This window comes from Rhodococcus sp. D-6, assembly GCF_040256695.1.
Taxonomy (GTDB): domain Bacteria; phylum Actinomycetota; class Actinomycetes; order Mycobacteriales; family Mycobacteriaceae; genus Rhodococcus; species Rhodococcus pyridinivorans.
This window is the reverse complement of the sequence record NZ_CP132970.1, coordinates 1856268-1879798: the sequence shown is the minus strand read 5'-3', so window position 1 is coordinate 1879798 and position 23531 is coordinate 1856268. Positions and strand designations below refer to the sequence as shown.

At 69.7% G+C, this 23531-nt stretch carries 20 protein-coding genes; 18 read left to right on the top strand and 2 right to left on the bottom strand.

Annotation, left to right across the window (positions count from 1 at the left end; translation table 11 throughout):
* Window positions 1–29: 29 nt before the first annotated feature.
* Window positions 30–719 carry an MBL fold metallo-hydrolase gene (locus tag RBB84_RS08840; RefSeq protein ID WP_006553982.1) on the bottom strand — a complete coding sequence of 230 codons (690 nt, stop codon included), beginning with the start codon at window positions 717–719 and terminating at the stop codon, window positions 30–32.
* 133 nt (window positions 720–852) lie between these two features.
* On the opposite strand from RBB84_RS08840, the gene uvrA reads away from it, so the two are divergent.
* Window positions 853–3846, top strand: a complete 2994-nt coding sequence (uvrA, locus tag RBB84_RS08835) for an excinuclease ABC subunit UvrA (RefSeq protein WP_006553981.1) — start codon at window positions 853–855, stop codon at window positions 3844–3846.
* 96 nt (window positions 3847–3942) lie between these two features.
* Here the strand turns inward: uvrA and RBB84_RS08830 are convergent, their stop codons facing one another.
* Window positions 3943–4308: a DUF1844 domain-containing protein gene (locus RBB84_RS08830; RefSeq protein WP_016692782.1), complete on the bottom strand. Its 366-nt coding sequence runs from the start codon at window positions 4306–4308 to the stop codon at window positions 3943–3945.
* 317 nt (window positions 4309–4625) lie between these two features.
* Between RBB84_RS08830 and infC the strand changes: the two genes are divergently transcribed.
* The 17 genes from infC to RBB84_RS08745 all read left to right on the top strand — a co-directional run bounded on the left by infC (window position 4626) and on the right by RBB84_RS08745 (window position 23507).
* Entirely contained in the window at window positions 4626–5348 is a 723-nt protein-coding gene (infC, locus tag RBB84_RS08825) for a translation initiation factor IF-3 (protein ID WP_033097706.1), read from the top strand.
* 71 nt (window positions 5349–5419) lie between these two features.
* Window positions 5420–5614, top strand: a complete 195-nt coding sequence (gene rpmI, locus RBB84_RS08820) for a 50S ribosomal protein L35 (RefSeq protein ID WP_006553978.1) — start codon at window positions 5420–5422, stop codon at window positions 5612–5614.
* A 67-nt stretch (window positions 5615–5681) separates the two neighbouring features.
* Window positions 5682–6062, top strand: a complete 381-nt coding sequence (gene rplT / locus RBB84_RS08815) for a 50S ribosomal protein L20 (protein WP_006553977.1) — start codon at window positions 5682–5684, stop codon at window positions 6060–6062.
* 38 nt (window positions 6063–6100) lie between these two features.
* Window positions 6101–6913: an RNA methyltransferase gene (locus RBB84_RS08810; RefSeq protein WP_033097670.1), complete on the top strand. Its 813-nt coding sequence runs from the start codon at window positions 6101–6103 to the stop codon at window positions 6911–6913.
* An 84-nt stretch (window positions 6914–6997) separates the two neighbouring features.
* Complete coding sequence (gene pheS / locus RBB84_RS08805; protein WP_033097671.1) at window positions 6998–8068, top strand: phenylalanine--tRNA ligase subunit alpha; 1071 nt, start codon at window positions 6998–7000, stop codon at window positions 8066–8068.
* A 59-nt stretch (window positions 8069–8127) separates the two neighbouring features.
* Window positions 8128–10614, top strand: a complete 2487-nt coding sequence (gene pheT, locus RBB84_RS08800) for a phenylalanine--tRNA ligase subunit beta (protein WP_033097672.1) — start codon at window positions 8128–8130, stop codon at window positions 10612–10614.
* A 46-nt stretch (window positions 10615–10660) separates the two neighbouring features.
* The gene (locus RBB84_RS08795; RefSeq protein ID WP_197481778.1) at window positions 10661–11248 is read left to right on the top strand and encodes a hypothetical protein; all 588 of its coding nucleotides are present in this window, start codon (window positions 10661–10663) and stop codon (window positions 11246–11248) included.
* A complete protein-coding gene (locus RBB84_RS08790) occupies window positions 11245–11745 on the top strand; it encodes a hypothetical protein (protein WP_033097674.1) in 501 nt (166 codons plus the stop codon). Before RBB84_RS08795 ends, RBB84_RS08790 begins: the two co-directional genes overlap by 4 nt.
* A 59-nt stretch (window positions 11746–11804) precedes the next feature.
* Complete coding sequence (gene argC, locus RBB84_RS08785) at window positions 11805–12878, top strand: N-acetyl-gamma-glutamyl-phosphate reductase (protein ID WP_033097675.1); 1074 nt, start codon at window positions 11805–11807, stop codon at window positions 12876–12878.
* Window positions 12875–14125, top strand: a complete 1251-nt coding sequence (gene argJ / locus RBB84_RS08780; protein ID WP_033097676.1) for a bifunctional glutamate N-acetyltransferase/amino-acid acetyltransferase ArgJ — start codon at window positions 12875–12877, stop codon at window positions 14123–14125. The genes argC and argJ overlap by 4 nt, the downstream gene beginning before the upstream one ends.
* Complete coding sequence (gene argB / locus RBB84_RS08775; protein WP_006554811.1) at window positions 14122–15060, top strand: acetylglutamate kinase; 939 nt, start codon at window positions 14122–14124, stop codon at window positions 15058–15060. Before argJ ends, argB begins: the two co-directional genes overlap by 4 nt.
* Entirely contained in the window at window positions 15057–16244 is a 1188-nt protein-coding gene (locus tag RBB84_RS08770) for an acetylornithine transaminase (RefSeq protein WP_033097677.1), read from the top strand. The genes argB and RBB84_RS08770 overlap by 4 nt, the downstream gene beginning before the upstream one ends.
* A 6-nt stretch (window positions 16245–16250) precedes the next feature.
* Window positions 16251–17180, top strand: coding sequence for an ornithine carbamoyltransferase (gene argF / locus RBB84_RS08765; protein WP_006554813.1), 930 nt, complete (start codon window positions 16251–16253; stop codon window positions 17178–17180).
* 2 nt (window positions 17181–17182) lie between these two features.
* On the top strand, window positions 17183–17698 hold the full coding sequence (locus tag RBB84_RS08760) for an arginine repressor (protein ID WP_052040087.1): 516 nt from the start codon (window positions 17183–17185) through the stop codon (window positions 17696–17698).
* Window positions 17699–17745: 47 nt separating this feature from the next.
* A complete protein-coding gene (locus tag RBB84_RS08755; protein ID WP_006554815.1) occupies window positions 17746–18945 on the top strand; it encodes an argininosuccinate synthase in 1200 nt (399 codons plus the stop codon).
* 2 nt (window positions 18946–18947) lie between these two features.
* The gene (gene argH / locus RBB84_RS08750) at window positions 18948–20369 is read left to right on the top strand and encodes an argininosuccinate lyase (RefSeq protein ID WP_033097679.1); all 1422 of its coding nucleotides are present in this window, start codon (window positions 18948–18950) and stop codon (window positions 20367–20369) included.
* A gap of 153 nt (window positions 20370–20522) precedes the next feature.
* Window positions 20523–23507, top strand: coding sequence for an AMP-binding protein (locus RBB84_RS08745; RefSeq protein ID WP_006554817.1), 2985 nt, complete (start codon window positions 20523–20525; stop codon window positions 23505–23507).
* The last annotated feature ends 24 nt before the right edge of the window (window positions 23508–23531 follow it).

Here is a 23531-nt window from a genome sequence, read left to right as displayed (position 1 = left end):
TCCGGCCCGAGGCGGACCGAGACGGACCGTCACCAGCCCCGCTCGCGCCACTCGCCGAGATGCGGACGTTCGGCTCCGAGGGTCGAGTCCTTGCCGTGTCCGGGGTAGAAGATCGTCTCGTCGTCGAAGCGGTCGAAGATCTTGGACTCGACGTCGCCGAGGAGCGATCGGAAGGCGTCGTCGTTCGGGGTCTTGCCGACGCCGCCGGGGAACAGTGAATCGCCGGTGAAGATGTGCGTACGACCCGTGCCCCGTTCCGTGAGGACCAACGCAACCGACCCCGGAGTGTGTCCTGAGAGGTGGATCACCTCGAGATTCAGCTCACCGATCTGCACGGTGTCGCCCTCGGCCAGGATCCGGTCGGGCGTCACCGGCAGGGGATCGGCGTCGAGTTCGTGTGCGGCGGTAGGCACACCGGTCTCCGCGGCGACCCGCTCGAGACCCTGCCAGTGATCCCAGTGCTGATGGGTGGTGACGATGAGCTCGAGCTCCGGCGCGTTGTCGCGGAGGAATCGCACGAGACGGTCGGGTTCGTTTGCGGCGTCGATGAAGACGGACTTGCCGGTGGCGTCGTCGGTGACGAGATAGGTGTTGTTGTTCATCTCGCCGACGGCAAGTTTGACGATGCTCGCTCCGGGAATCCTTCGGCGTTGCGCGGGTCCGCCGGGAGTGACGTCGCCGGTGTAGGTGTCTTCGATGATCACGGGCTGCTGCGTCATGCAGCCAAACCTACCTTCGGGTGCGCGCGCGTGAGCCTGAGGCGCGCGGTTGTTCGTCACGGAAACGTGTCGGTACCCGCGCCTACCATGGCTGAGGGCCGAATTCCGGCCTTGTCTACAGGAAGGATGTGGCGTGGCAGACCGCCTGATCGTGCGTGGAGCCCGGGAACACAACCTGCGTGGTGTCGACCTGGACCTGCCGCGCGACAGTCTGATCGTGTTCACCGGGCTGTCGGGTTCGGGCAAGTCGAGCCTCGCGTTCGACACCATCTTCGCCGAGGGGCAGCGGCGCTACGTCGAGTCGTTGTCGGCCTACGCCCGCCAGTTCCTCGGTCAGATGGACAAGCCGGACGTCGACTTCATCGAGGGCCTGTCGCCTGCGGTGTCGATCGACCAGAAATCCACCAACCGCAACCCGCGGTCCACCGTGGGCACCATCACCGAGGTCTACGACTACCTGCGTCTGCTGTACGCCCGGGCCGGCACTCCGCACTGCCCGGTCTGTGGCGAGCAGATCTCCCGGCAGACGCCGCAGCAGATCGTCGACCAGGTGCTGGAGATGGAGGCCGGGGCCCGTTTCCAGGTCCTCGCGCCCGTCGTGCGCACCCGCAAGGGCGAGTTCGTCGACCTCTTCGAGCAGCTGACCGTCCAGGGCTACTCCCGCGTGCGTGTCGACGGGGTCGTCCACCCGCTGTCCGATCCGCCGAAGCTGAAGAAACAGGAGAAGCACGACATCGAGGTCGTCGTCGACCGCCTCGCCGTCAAGCCCAGCGCGCAGCAGCGACTCACCGACTCCATCGAGACCGCGCTGCGGCTCGCCGAGGGTGTCGTCGTGCTCGACTTCGTCGATCGTGAGGAGGATGCCCCCGATCGCGAGCGTCGGTTCTCCGAGAACCTGGCGTGCCCGAACGCGCACCCGCTGTCGATCGACGAACTCGAGCCGCGGTCGTTCTCCTTCAACTCGCCCTACGGTGCGTGCCCCGAGTGTGCGGGTCTCGGTGTGCGCAAGGAGGTCGATCCCGATCTCGTCGTGCCCGACCCGGATCTGAGCCTGGCCGACGGCGCGATCGCGCCCTGGTCGATGGGCCAGAGCGCCGAATACTTCGGCCGACTGCTGTCCGGCCTGGCCGACGCCCTCGAATTCGACATCGACACCCCGTGGCGGAAACTGCCCGTCAAGGTGCGCAAGGCCGTGCTGGAGGGCAGCACCGAGCAGGTGCACGTGCGCTACAAGAACCGCTACGGCCGCGTCCGTTCGTACTACGCCGAGTTCGAGGGCGTCATGCCGTTCCTGCACCGCCGTCTCGAGCAGTCCGAGTCCGAGCAGGCGAAGGAACGTTACGAGGGCTACATGCGGGAGATCCCGTGCCCGGCCTGCGCCGGTGCCCGCCTTCGTCCCGAGATTCTGGCCGTGACGGTCAGCGCGGGCGACTTCGGTGCGATGTCCATTGCCGAGGTGAGCGACCTGTCGATCGCCGAGTGCGCACGCTTCCTCGACGGTCTCGTCCTCGGCGCCCGCGAGGCCGCCATCGCTGGGCAGGTCCTCAAGGAGATCCAGGCCCGGCTCGGCTTCCTGCTCGACGTCGGACTCGACTACCTCACCCTCTCGCGCGCCGCGGGCACCCTCTCCGGTGGTGAGGCACAGCGCATCCGTCTCGCCACGCAGATCGGATCCGGTCTCGTCGGCGTTCTGTACGTGCTCGACGAGCCGTCGATCGGTCTGCATCAGCGCGACAACCGTCGTCTCATCGACACCCTCACGCGACTGCGCGATCTGGGCAACACGCTCATCGTCGTCGAGCACGACGAGGACACCGTCCGTGCCTCCGACTGGGTCGTCGACATCGGACCGCGCGCGGGCGAGCACGGCGGGACGGTCGTCCACAGCGGCACTTACAAGGAGCTGCTCGACAACCCGGAATCGCTCACCGGCGCCTATCTGTCCGGACGCGAGGAGATCGAGATCCCCGCGCTCCGGCGGCCGATCGACAAGGGCCGGCAGGTCACCGTCGTCGGCGCCCGCGAGAACAATCTGCGCGAGATCGACGTGGCGTTCCCACTCGGCGTCCTCACCTGCGTCACCGGTGTCTCCGGCTCCGGGAAGTCGACACTCGTCAACGACATTCTCGCGACGGTGATGGCCAACAAGCTCAACGGCGCGCGGCAGGTTCCCGGACGGCACACCCGCATCAACGGACTCGACCAGCTCGACAAGCTCGTGCAGGTCGACCAGTCGCCGATCGGCCGCACCCCGCGCTCGAACCCCGCGACCTACACGGGTGTATTCGACAAGATCCGCAGCCTGTTCGCATCCACCACCGAGGCGAAGGTGCGCGGCTACCAGCCGGGTCGGTTCTCGTTCAACGTCAAGGGCGGGCGGTGCGAGGCGTGCTCGGGCGACGGCACGTTGAAGATCGAGATGAACTTCCTGCCCGACGTGTACGTGCCGTGCGAGGTGTGCCACGGCGCCCGCTACAACCGCGAAACGCTCGAGGTGCATTACAAGGGCAAGACCATCGCCGAGGTGCTCGACATGTCGATCGAGGAGGCGGCGGAGTTCTTCCGGCCGGTCACCTCCATCCACCGCTACCTCAACACGCTGGCGGAGGTCGGTCTCGGTTACGTGCGCCTGGGCCAGCCGGCGACGACCCTGTCCGGCGGTGAGGCGCAGCGCGTCAAGCTCGCCGCCGAACTGCAGAAGCGTTCCAACGGGCGCACCGCGTACATCCTCGACGAGCCCACCACGGGCCTGCACTTCGAGGACATCCGCAAGCTGCTCGGGGTCATCAACGGTCTGGTCGACAAGGGCAACACCGTGATCGTCATCGAGCACAACCTCGATGTCATCAAGACCGCCGACTGGATCATCGACATGGGTCCCGAGGGCGGTTCCGGTGGCGGCACGGTGGTCGCGGAGGGCACTCCGGAAGAGGTGGTCACGGTGGAGGAGAGCTACACCGGACGCTTCCTTGCGGAGATCCTCGACGGGCGGATCACTGCACCTGCTTCCGCGCCGGTACGCAAGCGCGCGACGAAGGCGACCAAGGCGACCGCGACCAAGACTGCCGCTACGAAGTCGGCCACGAAGGCGAAGACCGCCAAGAAGAAGGTGGCGGCCGCGAGCTGACGAATCGAGCCGCCCGCCTCGGAAGAGGCGGGCGGCTCGATCTCGTGGCTCGTGAAGCAGCCGGGGAGCGTGAAGTGGGCGGGACTCCGGTTCGGCTCAGTAGACCGGGCCGGTGTACTTCTCGCCCGGGCCCTTGCCGGGCTCGTCGGGCACCGCCGACGCCTCGCGGAAGGCGCGCTGCAGTGCCTGCAGTCCTTCGCGCAGCGGGCCGGCGTGCGGACCGAGATATTCCACCGACGAGGTGATCAGGCCGGCGAGTGCGGTAATCACGCGGCGGGCCTCGTCGAGGTCACGTCGCGCGCTGCTGTCGGGATCCTCGTCGGCAAGACCGAGCTTCTCGGCAGCCGAACTCATGAGCATCACGGCTGCGCGGCTGATCACCTCGACGGCCGGGATGTCGGCGAGTTCGCGCACATCCTCCGCCGCAGCGTCCTGATCGGGGGTCTCGGGAGCATCCGTCATAGCGTCGAGCATAGGGTCGCGCCGCTCGGCGCCGACCGTGCGGGTGCGGCGCCGACGCGCCGATTCGTCGTCGACGTGGCTTTTTGTTAGACTTGATCCCACGACCGCCCGCGGTGATCCTCCGTGGGCAGCAAAGTGGAGTCCGACTCCCACCTCTGGCGGCACATCGATGCAGCTGAGAGGTCCGGTCCTCCGGGCGTAGAAGCCCGGATGTCCGCCCTGCATCGGGCGGTGCGGATCACGCAGCGTGAGCTGGGTGCCGTCGACCGGTCGGTATCGGACCCCGCGTGGAGCCTCGGCACCACAGCGGGGTCTTCTTGTCGAGGAGTAGGGCCACGTGCTGCGGTGCGGTCAAACCGACCACACCGCTCTACCTAGGAGGCCCCATCAGCGCTGAGACCCGCATCAACGAACGCATCCGAGTTCCCGAAGTCCGGCTCGTCGGACCCGGCGGTGAACAGGTCGGAATCGTGCGTGTTGAAGATGCCCTCCGCCTGGCAATCGAAGCCGACCTCGACCTTGTCGAGGTGGCGCCCGACGCCCGGCCGCCGGTCTGCAAAATCATGGACTACGGCAAGTTCAAGTACGAAGCCGCGCAGAAGGCGCGCGAATCGCGCAAGAACCAGCAGCAGACCGTGATCAAGGAGCAGAAGCTCCGTCCGAAGATCGACGACCACGACTACGAGACCAAGAAGCGCAACGTCGTGCGCTTCCTCGAGGCCGGTTCGAAGGTCAAGGTCACGATCATGTTCCGCGGCCGCGAGCAGTCGCGCCCCGAACTCGGATACCGGTTGCTGCAGCGCCTCGGCGCCGATGTCGCCGACCTCGGCTTCATCGAGACCAGTCCGAAGCAGGACGGCCGGAACATGACCATGGTGCTGGCCCCGCACAAGGGTGCGAAGACCCGCGCGAAGGCTCAGGAAGCCGCGCAGGCCGCACCGGCGCAGGCCGCACCGCGCCCGGCAGCCTCCGCTGCCCCGACCACGGAGTCCGCGCCGTCCGCGCCGGCTCCCGGGACGGGCGACGCCCCGAGCAACTAGCCCGCTCAGGCAGCACATCCGGTGCTGTCCGTGAGCACCGATGTACGCACACGACAAGAACTGAGGACTCCATGCCCAAGTCGAAGACCCACAGCGGCACCGCGAAGCGATTCAAGGTGTCCGGTAGCGGAAAGGTCCTGCGCCAGAAGGCGGGTCGCCGCCACCTGCTCGAGCACAAGTCCTCGCGGGTGACGCGTCGCCTCGACGGCAAGGCCGTCGTCGCCGATGCCGACGCTCCGCGCGTCAAGCGCATGCTCGGGCTCTGAGCCTCTCCGACCGATCCATCCGGGGACACCTCGTTCGTCCCCCGAACTCTGACAGGACACATAACCAGTGGCACGCGTGAAGAGGGCCGTCAACGCCCAGAAGAAGCGTCGTTCGATTCTCGAGGCCTCGAAGGGCTACCGCGGACAGCGCTCGCGTCTGTACCGCAAGGCCAAGGAGCAGCAGCTTCACTCGCTGACCTACGCCTACCGCGACCGTCGCGCCCGCAAGGGTGATTTCCGCAAGCTGTGGATCAGCCGCATCAACGCTGCTGCCCGCGCCAACGACATCACCTACAACCGCTTCATCCAGGGCCTTAAGGCCGCCGGTGTCGAGGTGGACCGCAAGATCCTCGCCGAGCTCGCCGTCTCCGACGCCGAAGCCTTCGCCGGCCTCGTGGCCGTCGCCAAGGCTGCCCTTCCGGCCGACGTCAACGCTCCGGCTGCCTGAGTGCTGCCCTGAGCTACGACAACATCCAGGAACGACCCGTGGACACGCTCACCGAGCGCACACCACGGGTCGTTTCTGCTGTGAAACTGCTCCGGGCCGCCGAGCGTCGCAAGACCGGGCGGTTCCTCGCCGAGGGTGAGAACTCCGTCACCGAGGCGCTCGCCGCTGCACGCGTGCACGAACTATTCGTCACCGAGGCGGCCGCCGGCCGGTACGCGACGGTCGTCGACGAAGCACGCCACAAGGGTGTGCGCGTGGGGATCGTCACCGAGCGGGCCGCCGCCCGGCTGTCCGACACCGTCACCCCGCCCGGCCTCGTCGCTGTGTGCGACACCCTCGACGTGCCGCTCGCCGAAGCGGTGACCCCGCGGTCGCGGCTGCTCGCCGTGCCCGTCGCGGTCGCCGAACCCGGCAACGCCGGCACCCTCATCCGCGTCTCCGACGCCGTCGGCGCCGACGCCGTGGTCCTCGCCGGCGACAGCGTCGACCCGCACAACGGCAAGTGCGTGCGCTCCTCGGCCGGCAGCATCTTCCACCTGCCGGTCGCGCGCGAACGCGACACCGACCGGGTACTGGCCACGCTCGCCGAGGCCGGCGTGCAGATCCTCGCGACGGCCGCCGACGGGGAGATCGACCTCGACGACGCCGACGAGTTGCTCGCCGCGCCCACCGCGTGGCTGTTCGGCAACGAGGCCCACGGACTCGATCCGCAGGTCGCCGCCCGCGCCGACCACCGCGTCCGCATCCCCATCCGCGGACGCGCCGAATCGCTCAACCTCGCCACCGCCGCCTCGATCTGCCTGTATGCGAGCGCGCGGGTGCAACATCGGGCCGCTCGGCCCATCACATAGGATTTCCCGGGTGCGCCGCGGCCTCCGGCCCGGACCGCACCCACCGAGATCACCCGTTCGTCCGAAGAAGGAGATGCACCGGTCGTGGCCAAGAAAGAGGGCGGGACCCCGCCGGCAGTCGATCCGAGCGCCCTGACCGAGGACGCGCTCACCGCCGCCGAGAAGTCCGCGATCGACGCGTTCGCCGCTGCGACCGACCTCGACGAACTCGCCCAGTCGAAGATCGACCACCTCGGCGACAAGGCGCCCATCTCCCTCGCCAAGCGCGCCCTCGGCTCGCTGCCCGGCAACGAGCGCGCCGACGCCGGCAAGCGGGTCAACGCCCACCGCACCAGCGTGCAGGCCGCCTTCGACGACCGCAAGGCCGTGCTGCAGGCCGAACGCGACGCCGCGGTCCTCGTCGCCGAAGCCGTCGACGTCACCCTTCCCGCGACCCGCCGCGCGCTCGGCGCCCGCCACCCGATCTCGATCATCTCCGACGAGGTCGCCGACGTCTTCGTCGCGATGGGCTGGGAGGTCGCCGAAGGCCCCGAGGTCGAGACCGAGCATTTCAACTTCGACGCCCTGAACTTTCTGCCCGACCATCCGGCGCGCACGATGCAGGACACCTTCCACATCGCCCCGGAGGGTTCGCGGCAGGTGCTGCGCACCCACACCTCGCCCGTGCAGGTCCGCACCATGCTGCACCGCGACATCCCGATCTACGTCGTGTGCCCCGGCCGCACCTTCCGCACCGACGAACTCGACGCCACCCACACCCCGGTCTTCTCGCAGGTCGAGGGTCTCGCCGTCGACAAGGGCCTGACCATGGCGCACCTGCGCGGCACCCTCGACGCGTTCGCGCGGGCGCTGTTCGGGCCGGAGACCCGCACCCGGATGCGCCCGAACTACTTCCCGTTCACCGAACCGTCCGCCGAGGTGGACGTGTGGTTCCCGAACAAGAAGGGCGGCGCCGGCTGGGTCGAGTGGGGCGGCTGCGGCATGGTCAACCCCAATGTGCTCCGGGCCTCGGGCATCGACCCCGACGTGTACACCGGGTTCGCGTTCGGAATGGGCCTCGAACGCACCCTGCAGTTCCGCAACGGCATCCCCGACATGCGCGACATCGTCGAGGGCGACGTGCGCTTCACCCTGCCGTTCGGCGTGCAGGGCTGACAGCCCGCTCCCGACACCGACTCCACCGACCGACGACCGAACGAAAGAGCTGAGCACAAGTGCGAGTAGCGCAGTCCTGGCTGACCGAGATCCTGCAGCGCGCCACCCCGGAGTGGAACGTCACCGCCGAGGAACTCGACGCGGGATTCGTCCGGGTCGGACTCGAGGTCGAGGACATCGAGACCCTCGGCCGCATCGACAACCTCGTCGTCGGACGGGTCGTGGAGATCACCGAGCTCACCGAATTCAAGAAGCCCATCCGTTTCTGCAAGGTTGACGTCGGTGAGGAGGAACCGCGCGGCATCGTGTGCGGTGCCCGCAACTTCGCCGAGGGCGACCTCATCATCGCCGCCCTGCCCGGCGCCGTGCTTCCCGGCGACTTCGCCATCGCATCGCGCAAGACCTACGGGCACATCTCCGACGGCATGATCTGCTCGCTGTCCGAGCTGGGCATCGGCAAGGACCACTCCGGCATCCTCGTGCTCGAGCCCGGCACGGCCGAACCCGGCACCGACGCCAACGATCTGCTCGGTCTCGGCGACACCGTCGTCGAACTGAACATCACCCCCGACCGCGGATACTGCTTCTCCGTCCGCGGCCTCACCCGCGAACTCGCGTGCGGCTTCGACCTCGAATTCGCCGATCCCGCGGCCGTGCCGGCACTGCCGTCCGACGGCGGGGAGGCCTACCCGATCCGGCTCGAGTCCGAGACGAAGGCCACCCGGTTTGCCGCACGCCGCGTCACCGGCATCGACCCGAAGGCCGTCACCCCGTGGTGGATGCAGCGCCGCCTGCACACCGCCGGTGTCCGCCCGATCTCCCCGGCCGTCGACGTGACCAGCTACGTCATGCTCGAACTCGGCCAGCCGCTGCACGCCTTCGACGCCGCCAGCCTGCAGGGTGAGCTGGTCGTGCGACGCGCCCGGGCAGGGGAGAAGCTCACCACCCTCGACGGTGTCGAGCGCGATCTCGATCCGGAGGACGTCGTCATCACCGACGACTCCGGGGTGATCTCCCTCGCCGGCATCATGGGCGGCGCGACCACCGAGGTCGGCGACAGCACCACCGACGTGCTGCTCGAGGCCGCCGTCTGGGATCCGCTCGCCGTCTTCCGCGGCAACCGTCGGCACAAGGTCAGCAGCGAGGCCGGCAAGCGTTTCGAGCGCACCGTCGATCCGGCCCTGGCCCGCGCCGCGCTCGACCGGGCTGCGAGCCTGCTCGTCGAGATCGCCGGCGGCCGCGTGGAGTCGACCCTCACCGACATCGTCGTGCCCACCGAGAGTCCGACGATCCGCATGGACATCGACCTGCCCGACCGCATGGCCGGGGTGAGCTACCCGAACGGCACCGCTGCCCGCCGTCTCACGCAGATCGGATGCGCGGTCGAGGTCGGTGTCGGCGAGGACGGCCACGGCCAGCTCGTCGTCACCCCGCCGACCTGGCGCCCCGACCTGCGTCAGCCTGCCGACCTGGTCGAGGAGGTGCTGCGCCTCGAAGGCCTCGAGCAGATCCCGTCGGTGCTGCCCACCGCTCCCGCCGGCCGCGGTCTCACGGCCACGCAGAAGCGCCGCCGCGCCGTCTCCCGCGCGCTCGCCCACGACGGCTATGTCGAGGTCCTGGCTCCGGTGTTCCTGCCGGCCGGCGTGTTCGATACCTGGAAGCTCGACGCCGACGACCCGCGCCGGGTGACCACCAAGGTGCTCAACCCCCTCGAAGCCGATCGTCCGGAGCTGGCCACCACGCTGCTGCCGGGCCTGCTCGAGATCCTCGGCCGCAACGTCTCGCGCGGCCAGCGCGACCTGTCGCTCTACGCAATCGCGCAGGTCGTGCATCCCACTTCCGAGACCAAGCCGGTCGACGCGCTCCCGGTCGACCGTCGTCCCACCGACGACGAGATCGCCCTGCTCGAAGGGTCGCTGCCGAAGCAGCCGGTCCACGTCGGTGGTGTGCTCGCCGGTTTGCGCGAACCGGCCGGGCCGTGGGGCACGGGACGCGCCGCCGATGCCTTCGATGCCTTCGCCGCCGCGGAGACCGTGGCACGTGCCGCCGGGGTGCGCCTCGAGCGCCGCGCCGCGCAGTACCTGCCCTGGCATCCCGGCCGCTGCGCCGAACTGCTTGTCGACGGGGTCGTCGTCGGCCACGCCGGTGAACTGCATCCCGCGGTGATCGAACGGGCCGGTCTGCCCGCACGCACGTGCGCCTTCGAACTCGACCTCGACGCGTTACCGATCGTGGAATCGCTTCCGGCGCCGGTGGTCTCGCCGTTCCCGGCGGTCCTGCAGGACGTCGCGGTCGTGGTCGACGCGAATGTGCCGGCCGCCGACGTCGAGAGCGCCCTGCGCTCGGGTGGCGGCGAGCTGCTCGAGGACATCCGTCTGTTCGACGTCTATCAGGGCGCCCAGCTGGGGGAGAACCGCAAGTCCCTCGCGTTCGCGCTGCGCTTCCGCGCCCTCGATCGCACCCTCACCGAGGACGAGGCCAGCGCCGCCCGCGAGGCAGCGGTGGCCGCCGCGGCCACCGCGGTCGGTGCCGAACTGCGCGCCTGAGCCGCCCGCGTCCCCGCCCGGCAGCCACACCTCGGGCGGGACCGTGGTGACCTTGCGGACCGCCCGGTCGAGGATGTGCCCGGCGATCTCCGCGAGGGTGCGCATCGGGGTGCGGCCGTCGACCGCGAGCGCCGACAGGGTCGCGCGATCGGTGGCGGAGATCGTCGTGCGTCCGCGCCGCTCACCCACCCGCCGGGAGCCCGACGTCAGTTCCCCTCGCTCTCCCGGACCGAGCGCGTTCAGCCGCCACGCCCCGCCCTCGGTGAACCACTCCGAGACCACATGGGTGCGGATCGACGCAACGCCGGGCAGCTTCCCCAGGTCGGCGCCCGCCCACGGCACCTCGACGGTCACCGTGCCCGAGATCGCCGCGATGACAAACCGCAAATCCCTCACGGTGCCCGCCGCGGTCCTGAAGTTCGCCCTGAGGATCGGGCGCGCGTTGGGATCGACCGAGCACGGCCCGGAGCGGGTCGCCTTCCTGCAGTACCGTCCAGTGCTCGACAACCGGCGGTTGCGTGAGGAACTCGGTGTGCCCCTGCGGTACACGAGCCGGGAGGCCCTCGAGGCGTATCTGCTGGCTCGCGCCGAAGAGGACTCAGTGGCAGCCGGGCGACGTAGCCTGGAGGCATGAGCAAGGACGAAGCCGGCCGGGTGCCGTCTCCCGAGGAGCCCGACAAGCCGGAGCAGCCCGTCCCCGACGTGACCCCGGCCGGGCCGGAGACGCCGACGGTGCCGGATATTCCCCCGGCCCCGGATATCCCGGACGTGCCGCCGATCGACCCGGAGCCGAGCCCCGATCCCGACGTGACCCCACGCGAGGAAGAGGTCCACGACGCTCAGGTCCACGACGCCGAGATCGTCGAACCGGGTGTCGTCGACACCGGATCCGTCGACGGCCCGGTCCGCGCACCGACGATCGAGGAGATCACCGGATACACCGCGGACGGGGTGCCGACCTTCGAATCGGTGCGTGAGAAGATCGAACAGCGTTCGGCGACCGCGCTCGGCGCGGAGGAACTCGCGCACGCGACGGGTGCGGGTCGCACGCTCGAGGAGCAGTACGAGGAGCGCAAGGCGGCCGCTGCCGACCGGCTCGCGGAGATCCGGCGGTCGTTGCGGTCGGAGTGAATCCTCCGAAAGGGACACCCCCTATGAAATGATTTGCATGAGGGTGCATAATCATTCGTATGGGTACTTCACCGGACTTCACCGCCACCTCCGAGTCGCCGCTACGGGTCGCCGTGGCCGGCGCCAGCGGCTACGCGGGCGGCGAGATCCTGCGCCTGCTCCTCGGCCACCCCGCCTACCAGGACGGCTCGCTCGTCATCGGCGCGCTCACCGCCGGGGGTAACGCGGGCGCCACCCTGCGCGAGTTCCATCCCCATCTGCTGCCGCTCGCCGACCGCGTGCTCGGCGCCACCGACATCGACACCCTGCTCGGGCACGACGTCGTCTTCCTCGGCCTGCCGCACGGCCACTCCGCCGTGATCGCCGAGCAGCTGCCCGAGACGACCGTCGTCATCGACTGTGGCGCCGACTTCCGGCTCGAGAACGCCGCCGACTGGCAGCGCTGGTACGGCAGCGACCACGCCGGCACCTGGCCCTACGGCATGCCCGAGCTGCCCGGCAAGCGCGACGCCCTCGTCGGCGCCACCCGCATCGCGGTCCCCGGTTGCTACCCGACCTCCGCCTTGCTCGCACTCGCACCGGCCGTCGCCGCCGGCATCGTCGAACCCGTCGTGAACGTCGTGGCCGTCTCCGGCACCTCCGGCGCCGGGAAGTCCCCGAAGGTCGACCTGCTCGGCTCCGAGGTCATGGGCTCGGTCCGCGCCTACAGCGTCGGCGGCGCCCACCGGCACACCCCGGAGATCAAGCAGAACCTCTCCGCTCTTGCCGACACCGACGTGAAGGTCTCGTTCACCCCGATCCTCGCGCCCATGCCGCGCGGCATCCTCGCGACCTGCACCGCACCGACCACGGTGACCGCCGCCGAGGCCCGCGCCGTCTACGAGAAGGCCTACGCCGACGAACCGTTCGTGCAGCTGCTGCCGGAAGGCGCACTACCGGCCACCGGCGCGGTGGTCGGCTCGAACGCCGTCCAGATCGCCGTCACCGTCGACACCGACGCCGGACTGCTCATCGTCGTCGCCGCGCTCGACAACCTCACCAAGGGCACCGCCGGTGCCGCCGTGCAATCGATGAACCTGGCACTCGGCCTGCCCGAGACCGCCGGCCTGTCCACCGTGGGAGTGGCTCCGTGACCGAGAACAAGTACGCAGACGACGTCTACACCGGCGCCACCGAGATCGCCGGGGGACGCCTGATCCGCACCCAGGGTGTCACCAGTCCCGCCGGCTTCCGGGCCGCCGGCATCCCCGCCGGCATCAAGGTCTCGGGCAGACAGGACCTCGCGCTCGTGGTCAACGAGGGCCCCGAACTCACCGCCGCCGGTGTGTTCACCACCAACAAGGTCAAGGCCGCCCCCGTCCTGTGGTCCCAGCAGGTGCTGAAGTCCGGCAGCCTGCGCGCGGTGATCCTCAACTCCGGCGGCGCCAACGCGTGCACCGGCGCCGGTGGTTTCCAGGACACCCACGCCACCGCCGAGGCCGTCGCCGACGCCCTGAGCAACTGGGGCACCGAGACCGGTGCCGGTGAGGTCGCCGTGTGCTCGACCGGCCTGATCGGCGACCGTCTGCCGATGGACAAGGTGCTCTCCGGGGTGCAGGAAATCGTCCACGAACTCGCCGGAGGCATCTCCGGTGGCACCGACGCCGCCTACGCGATCATGACCACCGACACCGTGCCCAAGCAGGCCGCCCTGCACCACGCCGACAAGTGGAACGTCGGCGGCATGGCCAAGGGCGCCGGCATGCTCGCCCCCGCCCTGGCGACGATGCTGTGCGTGGTCACCACCGACGCCGTCGCGACCGCCGATCAGCTCGACACCGCGCTGCGCCACGCGTCCCGGCTCACCTTCGACCGCCTCGACGTCGACGGCGCGACCTCCACCAACGACACCGTGCTGCTGCTGGCCTCCGGCGCGAGCGGGATCACCCCGAGCCAGGACGAGCTCAACGCCGCCGTCCTCGCCGTGTGCGACGACCTCGCCGAGCAGATGATGGCCGACGCCGAGGGCGTCACCAAGCGGGTCACCGTCACCGTCCGCGGCGCCGCCAGCGAGGCCGACGCCCTGATCGGTGCCCGCACCGTCGCCCGCGACAGCCTCGTCAAGACCGCACTGTTCGGCTCCGACCCCAACTGGGGCCGCGTGCTCGCCGCCATCGGCATCGCCCCGATCGAACTCGACCCCGACAAGATCTCCGTGTCGTTCAACGGCAACCCGGTGTGCATCGACGGTGTCGGTGCGCCCGGCGCCCGCGAGGTCGACCTGTCCGCGGCCTACATCGCACTCGACATCGACCTCGGCCTCGGCAACGCGCAGGTGTCCATCCGCACCACCGACCTCTCGCACGCCTACGTCGAAGAGAACTCGGCGTACTCGTCGTGACCGGAACGAACACAGGAGACGACGTGACCGACGCACTGATCGCCGACCTCACCTCGCACCAGAAGGCGTTCGTCCTCGCCGAGGCCCTGCCGTGGCTGCAGAAGTTCCGCGACAAGATCGTCGTCGTCAAGTACGGCGGCAACGCCATGATCGACGACACCCTCAAGACCGCCTTCGCCGCCGACATGGCGTTCCTGCGCACCGTCGGCATCCACCCCGTCGTCGTGCACGGCGGCGGCCCGCAGATCAACGCCATGCTCGAGCGACTCGGCCTCGCAGGTGAATTCCGCGGCGGCTTCCGTGTCACCACCCCCGAGGTCATGGACGTCGTGCGGATGGTGCTCTTCGGGCAGGTCGGACGCGAACTCGTCGGCCTGATCAACAGCCACGGCCCCTACGCCGTCGGCACCTCCGGCGAGGACGCCGGACTGTTCACCGCGACCCGCCGCACGGTCGTCGTCGACGGCGAGGCCACCGACATCGGGCTCGTCGGCGACGTCACCAGCGTCGACCCCGGCGCGGTGCTCGACCTCATCGCCGCCGGGCGCATCCCCGTCGTCTCCACGATCGCGCCCGACGCCGACGGCGTGGTGCACAACATCAACGCCGACACCGCCGCGGCCGCCCTTGCCGAAGCGCTCGGCGCGGAGAAGCTGGTCGTGCTCACCGACGTCGAAGGCCTCTACACGAACTGGCCCGACCGCAGCTCGCTCACCTCGCGGATCGACGCCGACGCGCTTACCGCGCTGCTGCCGTCGCTCGACTCCGGCATGGTCCCGAAGATGGAGGCGTGCCTGCGCGCCGTTCAGGGGGGAGTGCCCACCGCGCACGTCATCGACGGGCGCCAGCCGCACTCCGTGCTCCTCGAACTGTTCACCGAAGAAGGCATCGGCACCATGGTGGTGCCGTCCTCCGAGAAGGAAGGCCCCGCATGACCGGCACGTCCGACCTCCAGCAGCGCTGGGCGGGTTCGCTGATGAACAACTACGGCGTGCCCAAGGTCGCGCTGGTCGCGGGCGACGGTGCCGTGCTCACCGACGCCGACGGCAAGCAGTACCTCGACCTGCTCGGCGGCATCGCCGTCAACAGCCTCGGCCACCGCCACCCGGCGATCATCGAGGCCGTCACCGCCCAGCTGAACCAGCTCGGCCACGTGTCGAACCTGTACGCCTCGCCGCCGGTGCTCGAACTCGCCGAGAAGCTCCTCGATCGCTTCGGTCACGAGGGCCGCGCCTTCTTCTGCAATTCCGGCACCGAGGCCAACGAGGCGGCCTTCAAGATCGCCCGGCTCACCGGACGGCCGAGGATCGTCGCGTGCGAGAAGGCCTTCCACGGCCGCACCATGGGCGCCCTCGCCCTGACCGGCCAGCCCGACAAGCGCGCCCCCTTCGAACCGATGCCCGCCGGCGTCGAGTTCGTGCCCTACGGCGACCTCGACGCCCTCGAGGCCGCGGTGGACGAGAACACCGCCGCCGTCTTCCTCGAACCGATCATGGGCGAATCCGGCGTCGTCGTCCCGCCCGAGGGTTATCTCGCCGGCGCGCGTCGCATCACCACCGAACGCGGCGCCCTGCTCGTGCTCGACGAAGTCCAGACCGGTATCGCCCGCACCGGTACCTTCTTCGCCCACCAGGCAGCGGGCATCACCCCCGATGTGATGACCCTCGCCAAGGGCCTCGGCGGCGGACTGCCCATCGGTGCGGTCCTCGCCACCGGTCCGGCCGCCGAGCTGTTCCGGCCCGGCAAGCACGGCACCACCTTCGGTGGCAACCCGGTGTGCGCCGCGGCCGCCCTCGCGGTGCTGCGCACGATCGACGAGCAGAACCTGCTCGACCACGTGAACACCGTCGGGAAGACCCTCGCCGCCGGCATCGAGGAACTCGGGCACCCGCTCGTCTCGCACGTGCGCGGCTCCGGGCTGCTCCTCGGTGTCGTCCTCACCGCCGCGAAGGCGCCGGCCGTCGAGACCGCCGCCCGCGAGGCCGGTTTCCTCGTCAACGCCGCCGCACCGGACGTGATCCGCCTCGCGCCCCCGCTGATCCTCACCGAACAGCAGGCCGAGAGCTTCGTGACGGCGCTGCCCGCCGTCCTCGACACCGCCGACCGGGAAGGGAACTGACGACCCGTGCTCCGCCATTTCCTGCGCGACGACGACCTCACCCCGGCCGAACAGACCGAGGTGCTCGAACTCGCCGCCGAACTGAAGAAGGCGCCGCTGTCCCGCCGCCCCCTCGAAGGGCCCCTCAGCGTCGCCGTGCTGTTCGACAAGACCTCCACCCGCACCCGCTTCTCCTTCGACGCCGGCATCGCCCAACTCGGCGGGCACGCCGTCGTCGTCGACACCGGCTCCACCCAGATCGGGAAGGGTGAGACCCTCGAGGACACCGCCCGGATGTTCTCCCGGTTCACCGAAGCGGTCGTGTGGCGCACCTACGGCCAGGACCGCATCGAGACGCTCGCCGAGCACTCGACCGTGCCCGTCGTCAACGCGCTCACCGACACTTTCCACCCCTGCCAGGTCCTCGCCGACCTGCAGACCATCCGCGAGAACAAGGGCGCCACCGCGGGCCTGCGGATGACCTACTTCGGCGACGGCGCCAACAACATGGCGCACTCGCTGATGCTCGGCGGCGTCACCGCCGGCATGCACGTGACCATCGCGTCCCCGGCCGGGTTCACCCCCGACTCGCAGGTCGTCGACGCGAGCCGCGCACGGGCAGAGGAGACCGGCGGCAGCGTCACCGTCACCGACGACCCGCGTACCGGAGCCAGCGGCGCCGATGTGCTCGTCACCGACACCTGGGTGTCGATGGGGCAGGAGGACGACGGCAAGGATCGCGAGGCACCCTTCCGGCCGTTCCAGCTGAACGACGACCTCGTCTCCCTTGCCGACACCGACGCGATCGTGCTGCACTGCCTGCCGGCCTACCGCGGCAAGGAGATCACCGCCGAGGTCATCGACGGACCGCGGTCTGTGGTGTGGGACGAAGCCGAGAACCGCCTCCACGCACAGAAGGCCCTGCTGGTGTGGCTGCTCGAGCAGAGCCGGAGCTGACCGTGAGCACCGCGGCGAACCATGCGGACAGTGCGGCGACGGCGACGGCGCCGACGCGCGCGGCGCGGCAGGCCCGCATAGTCGCACTGCTCGCCGCGCACCCGGTGCGCAGCCACACCGAACTCGCCGCACTCCTCGCCGAGGACAGCATCGAGGTGTCCACCGCCACCCTGTCCCGCGACCTCGAGGAACTCGGCGCCGTCAAGCTCCGCGCGGCCGATGGGGGCGCCGGGGTGTACGTCGTCCCGGAGGACGGCAGCCCTGTGCGCGGCGTGACCGGAGGCACCGACCGCCTGTCCCGGTTGCTCGGCGAACTGCTGGTGTCCACCGACTCCAGCGGCAACATCGCCGTGCTGCGCACCCCGCCGGGGGCGGCGCACTATCTGGCCAGTGCACTCGATCGGGCATCATTACCCGAGGTGGTCGGAACGATCGCCGGCGACGACACCATCGCGGTCATCGCCCGCGAACCGACGACGGGAGCCGAACTGGCCGCGAAAATCGAATCACTCGCCTGACCTACCACTCATAGACGCACGTCGAAATACGAAGGAGCACAAAGACAATGGCCGAACGCGTCGTACTCGCCTATTCGGGCGGGCTGGACACCTCCGTCGCCATCAGCTGGATCGGCAAGGAGACCGGCAAGGAGGTCGTCGCCGTGGCCATCGACCTCGGCCAGGGTGGCGAGGACATGGAGGTCGTGCGTCAGCGCGCCCTCGACTGCGGTGCCGTCGAATCGATCGTCGTCGACGCCAAGGACGAGTTCGCCAACGAGTACTGCCTGCCCACCGTCCAGGCCAACGCGCTCTACATGGATCGCTACCCGCTCGTCTCGGCCATCAGCCGCCCGCTGATCGTCAAGCACATCGTGCAGGCCGCCCGCGAGCACGGTGGCACCGTCGTCTCCCACGGCTGCACCGGCAAGGGCAACGATCAGGTCCGCTTCGAGGTCGGCTTCGGCGCCCTCGCACCCGACCTCCAGGTCATCGCACCGGTCCGCGACTACGCCTGGACCCGTGAGAAGGCCATCGCCTTCGCCGAGGAGAACGGCCTGCCCATCAACGTCACCAAGCGTTCGCCGTTCTCCATCGACCAGAACGTCTGGGGCCGCGCCGTCGAGACCGGCTTCCTCGAGGACCTGTGGAACGCCCCCACCAAGGACGTCTACGACTACACCGAGGACCCCACCGCCCACTGGCAGGCCCCCGACGAGCTGATCATCAGCTTCGAGGCCGGTCGCCCCGTCGCGATCGACGGCAAGCACGTCACCGTCCTCGAGGCCATCCAGGAACTCAACCGTCGCGCCGGCGCTCAGGGTGTGGGCCGCCTCGACATGGTCGAGGACCGCCTCGTCGGCATCAAGAGCCGCGAGATCTACGAGGCCCCCGGCGCCATCGCCCTCATCACCGCGCACCAGGAACTCGAGCACGTCACCCTCGAGCGCGAACTCGGCCGCTACAAGCGTCGCGTCGAGGAGCGCTGGAGCGAGCTGGTGTACGACGGCCTGTGGTACTCGCCGCTGAAGACCGCCCTCGACGCCTTCATCAAGAACACTCAGGAGCGCGTCACCGGCGACATCCGCATGGTGCTCCACGGCGGACACATCACCGTCAACGGCCGTCGCAGCCCCGAGTCGCTGTACGACTTCAACCTCGCCACCTACGACGAGGGTGACAGCTTCGACCAGTCCAACGCCAAGGGCTTCGTGCAGATCCACGGCCTGTCGTCGAAGGTCGCCGCGAAGCGCGATCTGGGCCTGTAGTCATGACGGCTCACGGCACCAACGAAGGTGCCCTGTGGGGCGGCCGGTTCGCATCCGGACCGGCCGCCGCCATGGCGGCGCTGAGCAAGTCCACGCACTTCGACTGGGCGCTCGCCCCGTACGACGTGCGCGCCTCCCAGGCCCACGCCAAGGTTCTGCACCGTGCCGGACTCCTCACCGACGACGACCTCGCCACGATGCTCGACGGCCTCGACCGGCTCGCCGCCGATGTGGCCTCCGGTGCGTTCGGCCCCGCCGAGTCCGACGAGGACGTGCACGGCGCGCTCGAACGGGGACTCATCGAACGGGTCGGCCCCGAGGTCGGCGGCCGGCTCCGCGCGGGCCGCTCCCGCAACGACCAGGTCGCGACGCTGTTCCGCATGTGGCTGCGCGACAGCGCGCGGCGCATCGCCGACGGTGTCCTCGATGTGGTCGATGCGATCGCCGACCAGGCCGCGGCGCACCCCGATGCCGTCATGCCGGGCAAGACGCACCTGCAGGCGGCGCAGCCCGTGCTGCTCGCGCACCACCTGCTCGCCCATGCGCATCCGTTGCTGCGCGACGTCGACCGGTTACGCGACTTCGACAAGCGCGCGGCGGTCTCGCCGTACGGGTCGGGAGCGCTCGCCGGATCGTCGCTCGGTCTCGACCCCGACGCGATTGCGACCGACCTGGGCTTCGACTCGGCGGCGGACAACTCGATCGACGCCACCAGCTCCCGCGACTTCGCTGCAGAAGCGGCGTTCGTGTTCGCGCAGATCGCCGTCGACCTCTCCCGCATGGCGGAGGAGATCATCCTGTGGAGCACCCCCGAGTTCGGGTACGTCACCCTCGCGGACGAATGGTCGACCGGGTCGTCGATCATGCCGCAGAAGAAGAACCCGGACGTCTCCGAGCTCACCCGCGGTAAGGCCGGTCGCCTCATCGGCAACCTCACCGGTCTGCTGGCCACGCTCAAAGCGCAGCCGTTGGCCTACAACCGCGACCTGCAGGAGGACAAGGAGCCGGTCTTCGACTCCGTCGCACAGCTCGAGCTGCTGCTCCCGGCGATCGCAGGGCTCGTCTCGACGCTGACCTTCCACACCGAGCGCATGGCCGAGCTCGCACCCGCCGGCTTCACCCTCGCGACCGACATCGCCGAGTGGATGGTCCGCCAGGGTGTGCCGTTCCGCGTCGCCCACGAGGCGGCCGGGGCGTGCGTGCGGGTCGCCGAAGGCCGCGGAGCCGGCCTCGAGGACCTCACAGACGAGGAGTTGGCCGGTGTAGATCCGGCACTGACCCCGCAGGTGCGGGAAGTGCTCACCGTCGAAGGCTCCATCGCCTCGCGCGACGCTCGCGGCGGCACCGCGGGCGTGCGGGTGGCCGAGCAACTCGGCCGCGTGCGCGACGCCGCGGCACAACTGCGCGACCGGGTTCGCGACTGACACGCCTGCCGTCCCGGGCACACCCCGAGTTGCCCGGGACGGTGAGGGCCGTGTGGCAGGCTGGCACATACTCTCGGCATGCAGCGGGTACCGGTGTAGAACCGCAGGTGCCGGGGACCGGTGCGGATACATCGTCGAGAAGGGGAACGGACCGTGGGACTGGACGCCGATGTAGTGACCGAGTCGGTGCGACGGCTCGTCGCCACTGCCCAGAACGGTCTCGAAGTCCTGCGCTTCGGTGGCCTCGAACCCGGCCGGTCGTCGTCGCCCTATCAGGTCGTCGAGCGCACCTCCATGTACCGGCTCCGCCGGTACTTCCCCGAATCCGACACCGCCTCCACGGGCATCCCCGTCGTTCTCGTACCACCGATGATGGTGTCCGCCGAGGTGTACGACGTCACCCGTGACGCCGGCGCCGTCGGCAGCCTCCACGAAGCGGGTCTCGATCCGTGGGTCGTGGACTTCGGATCGCCCGACCAGGAGGAGGGCGGCTGGAAGCGCACCCTCACCGATCACATCCTCGCCCTCGACGAGGTCGTCGACTGCGTCCGTGCCTACACCGGTCGCGACGTGCATCTCGGCGGATACTCGCAGGGTGGCATGTTCTGCTATCAGGTCGCGGCCTATCGGCGCAGCCGCGGCATCGCGAGCCTGATCACCTTCGGCAGCCCGGTCGACACCCTCGCCGCCCTGCCGTTCGGGATCCCGGAGATCGTCGCGACCCACTCCGCCGACTTCCTTGCCGACCACGTCTTCAACCGCCTCGCGATCACCGGATGGATGGCGCGCACCGGCTTCCAGCTGCTCGATCCGGTCAAGACGCTGCGATCGCGCATCGACTTCCTGCTCCAGCTCCACGACCGGGAGGCGCTGTTGCCGCGCGAGCCGCAGCGCCGATTCCTCGACACCGAGGGATGGGTGGCGTGGTCCGGTCCCGCCGTCGCGGAGGTACTGCGCCAGTTCATCGCCCACAACCGCATGGTCAGCGGTGGGTTCGTCATCAATGACCGGGCCGTGAGCCTCGCCGAGATCACCTGTCCCGTCCTCGCAGTCGTCGGCGAGGTCGACGACATCGGGCAACCGCTCGCCGTGCGCGGCATCCGCAAGGCCGCACCCCGCGCGGAGGTCTACGAATACACCTTGCGCGCAGGTCATTTCGGACTCGTCGTGGGCAGTGTCGCCGGCCAGCAGACGTGGCCGTCGGTCGGGGAATGGGTGCAGTGGCGCGAGGGCGTCGGGGACCGGCCCGTCGGCATCGCGCCGATGGCGGTGCCGAACCCCACCGACGAGGGCACGGGCGTCTCGGTCGCATCCCGCATCACGCACACGGCCGCAACGCTCGCCGACGTCGGGACCGATCTCGGCAAGGGGCTCGCGGGGATCGCGGTCGGTGCCGTCCGCGGCGCACGCGATCTCACCGGGGAGGCCGCCCGCGCCCTTCCCCGCCTCGCGCGGCTCGGGCAGATCCAGCCGCGCACCCGCATCTCCGTCGGCGGTCTGCTCGCCGAGATCGGCCGCAAGTCGCCGAAGCGGGAGTGCTTCATCTTCGAGGACCGGGTCTACACCTTCGAGGCCGTCAACCGGCGGATCGACAACGTCGTCCTCGGGCTCGCCGACAACGGCATCCGTCCCGCGATGCACGTCGGCATCCTCATGGACGTGCGCCCCAGCGCAATGGCGGCGGTCGCGGCGATCTCCCGCCTCGGCGCCGTCTCCGCCCTCATCCCGCCGGGACCGGACATCGCCGAGGCCGTGCGACTGGGCGGTGTCGAAAAGATCGTCGCCGATCCCGAGAACCTCGACGCGGCCGTCGCGACCGGTCTTCCCGTGCTGGTCCTCGGCGGCGGCGACGTCCGCGACCTCGACGTCGAGCCCGGCGCCGACGTCGTCGATCTCGAACGACTCGACATCTCCTCCGTGCAACTGCCGGGCTGGTACGTCCCCGATCCCGGACTCGCGCGCGAACTCGCATTCATCCTGTTCTCCGGTGGTGGCGACACGCTCGCGGTGCGGCGGGTCACCAACTACCGGTGGGCGCTGTCGGCCTTCGGTACCGCCACCGCCGCCTCGCTCGGCCGCGGTGACACCATGTACTGCCTTGCGCCCCTGCATCATTCGTCCGGTCTGCTGGTCAGTTTCGGCGGGGCGCTCGCGGGCGGGGCGCGTATCGCACTGTCGCGCGGGTTGAATCCGTCGCTCTTCAGCGACGAAGTGCACCGCTACGGCGTCACCGTCGTCACCTATACCTGGTCGATGATGCGTGAGGTGCTCGACAGCCCGTCGCTGCACATCGACGCCATCCATCCCATCCGGTTGTTCATCGGTTCCGGCATGCCACCGGGCCTGTGGCGCCGCACGCTCGACCGGTTTGAGCCCGCCCGGGTTCTCGAGTTCTACGCGTCGACCGAGGGCGACGTCGTGCTCGCGAACGTCTCCGGTTCGAAGATCGGCTCGAAGGGCCGGCCGTTGCCCGGTAGCGCCGATGTGCGCCTCGCTGCCTACGACGCCGGCGTCGGCCGACTCGTGGAGGACGAACGCGGCTTCGTGCGGGAGGCGCAGGTCGGCGAGGTCGGACTGCTGCTCGGCAGACCCGGTCCCGCAGCCTCGGCAATCACCGGTGTGATGCGCGGCGTGTTCGAACCGGGCGACGTGTGGGTGCCCACCGACAACCTGTTCCGACGCGACGACGACGGCGACTACTGGTTGCTCGACAGTCGGGGGACGGTGATTCCCACCTTCCACGGCCCGGTTTTCACCCAGAGCGTGGCGGACGTGCTCGAAGCGATCCCGCGTGTCGATCTCGCCGTCGCCTATGGCATCTCGGTGGGAGGTCGCGACATCGCAGTGGCCGGCTGCTCGCTGCGGGGCAACCGTGCACCGACGGCCGCGGAGATCACTGCGGCGTTCGACTCGGTCTCGGCCGACGAGCGACCCGATCTCGTGCACGTCGTGCCCGACATCCCGTTGGGCCCGTCCTATCGCCCGTCCGCCGATCGTCTGCGCGAACAGGGATTGCCCGTGCCCACCGTCCGTACCTGGTACCTGAACCCCGACACCGGGACGTACAAGCGGTTCACCAAGGCCGTGGCCACGGCGTGGAAGGCGGGCACGGCCGGTTCGCCCGCCGGGGCGCGGTAGCCTGGGTCCGGTTCGGTTCCGCCC